Genomic DNA, 2,041 nt, shown 5'->3' on the forward strand with positions numbered 1-2,041 from the left:
AGCAGGTAGAGGACTAAAATCAGGAAGACATTATCAGATTTTTGAAACCCATTATGGCTCAGAAGATAAACCAGTATCAGTGATAGGGGGATTATGTATCGTATTGCCGCAAATATTTGATTATCCTTATAAAACCCGTCGAACATGTCGAAAAGCACAAAGAATAATACTAAAGCAAAAACAAAATACTTTTGCTTAAATAAGAAAACGAGAATAAGTAAAAAACCTAATCCAAAAATTATCATAATTTAGTCGGCACTAATTTGGGTTCAAAGAAGTGTAGGGTCACCAACTTCTTGTATAACAACAGTATTTTTATTACGAAATAGGGGATCCTGTTCAAAAAATAAAGTCTGGTAAACCGGCTATTGAAGTAGTGATCATCATACTCCCTGGCGTATTGAAGCTGCTTTTCTATTAGCTGGCTTTTGCTTTTTTCACCTCCCCAGGCATGTCGTAATCCATTTTCGATGGCTTTGTAGGCAATAAATTTATTTCTGTAAATGTCATGATCGCTGTAAAGGTCAAACCAGGATTCCTTGCAGGTATCGGGCTTTGCAATCCTAAAGTAAGCGTCACTCAACATCATGTTATAAGTAGCCATGATCTTATGCGAAAATGCCACAGGGTAGTTAATTGCTATTTTGCACCACATGAAGCAGTCCTCGCCACTGACCATACCTACCGGAAATCCGCCTGTTTTTTTGATCACGTCTTTCTTAATGATCGTAGCAGAAGTCCAGGAGATCATATCATTTAAAGTCAAGGTAGTCTTGAAGTAATTTTCGATTAAACCTTCCGGTATATTGGGGCTCTCTGTATAGATCTTATTTTTTTTAACTCTTCTGTACGCACAGTTATACATTCCACACTCCGGGTATCTTTCAATTAATTTGTGCATCTCGGCCAGGTAATTGCTGTCCCAGCCATCATCTGCATCCAGGAAGGCTACATGGTTGTATTGAGCTCTTTCTATTCCATAATTACGGGCTGTAGAGACTCCTCCGTTTTCTTTAGAGAAGATCTTTAAACGTGGGTCCTTAAAACGTTGCACAACCGATAAGCTTTGGTCGGTTGATCCATCATTCACAACCAAAACTTCAAAATCTCCATACGTCTGGCTGAAGACAGAATGAAGCGTATCTGCGATGCAGATTTCTTTGTTGTATAGAGGAATTACGATACTGAACATGGAGTTTTAGACGTAGCTGAAATAAGGTTGGAAAGAACGTTGTTGTACTTAGTTGTCTGACTTACAGGAATTAAGCTCAGGCTACTGTACTGGTTTATTTCACCTATAATTCTACTGACTGTATAGGCTAGTTTCAAAAGGCTTGGTTTGGTGTTGAGATCTTGAGACAATTGATTAAGGTAGTCCTGTTCCCTGAGTATTGTTACTGTCCAGCTTTCGCCATACTTCACTGTCTGCATGTGGTTGTAGAAGTGTATATAATCTGTAATAAAACTGCCTTTGTGGTTATACATGGTCCAGTCAATAAGCTGAATGTTATTGTTAACCAGAATTAAATTGCCCATATGCAGGTCACCATGGGAACTTGTCAGGGGAAGGTTTAATGCGCTTAGGTTCTGTTCTGCCTGGCTGATCAATGACCTGTCAAATCCATAATCAGATAGTTTCAGAAGCTGAGCAAAATCATAGGCCTCATTGCATGGCTGCCGGGGATACAGCAATGCCTCGCTGAGTTTGGTTGTGACAAACTTTTCTGCTAATTCTGGCTTTTCCCATGAAACAGGGTATCCTCTGTCCATACTCAGGCCTAAGATAAGAGGACGAACTTTGATCACTCTATGAGCCCAGAAATCAGCCGATAAGGCCTTTTTGTTCGCATTGTATTCTGCGATTCTCGACTTATTACCTAAAGGCATAAAGAGTTTATAGGTTTTGTCATTCCAGTGATAAATAAAAGTTACACATCCCAGAAGTCTGATTAAGGAATTCATATAGAACCGCATGTAGTTTGTTTTTGTGTATGAATTGATGTAGGATTTGAACTCTTATTTATAAGTATTAATATGAAAT

At 38.8% G+C, this 2,041-nt stretch carries 3 protein-coding genes; 1 reads left to right on the forward strand and 2 read right to left on the reverse strand.

Features of this window, described 5'->3' with window-relative positions:
* On the forward strand, positions 1 to 199 hold a 199-nt coding region (locus OB13_RS19470), incomplete at its 5' end, for a hypothetical protein (protein ID WP_461491853.1).
* Positions 200 to 241: 42 nt separating this feature from the next.
* Here OB13_RS19470 and OB13_RS19475 read toward each other — a convergent pair.
* Positions 242 to 1,192 (reverse strand): glycosyltransferase family 2 protein, encoded by a 951-nt coding sequence (locus tag OB13_RS19475; RefSeq protein WP_461491854.1) that lies wholly within the window; start codon positions 1,190 to 1,192, stop codon positions 242 to 244.
* A complete protein-coding gene (locus OB13_RS19480) occupies positions 1,177 to 1,962 on the reverse strand; it encodes a phosphotransferase family protein (RefSeq protein ID WP_461491855.1) in 786 nt (261 codons plus the stop codon). The genes OB13_RS19475 and OB13_RS19480 overlap by 16 nt, the downstream gene beginning before the upstream one ends.
* Positions 1,963 to 2,041: the final 79 nt, after the last annotated feature.

It is taken from the genome of Pontibacter sp. HJ8 (assembly GCF_054824225.1).

What these genes read in the sequence shown, in the direction of transcription:
- OB13_RS19475 (WP_461491854.1), bottom strand. Translation starts at nt 1,192, where the DNA reads ATGTTCAGTATCGTAATTCCTCTATACAACAAAGAAATCTGCATCGCA.
- OB13_RS19480 (WP_461491855.1), bottom strand. Translation starts at nt 1,962, where the DNA reads ATGAATTCCTTAATCAGACTTCTGGGATGTGTAACTTTTATTTATCAC.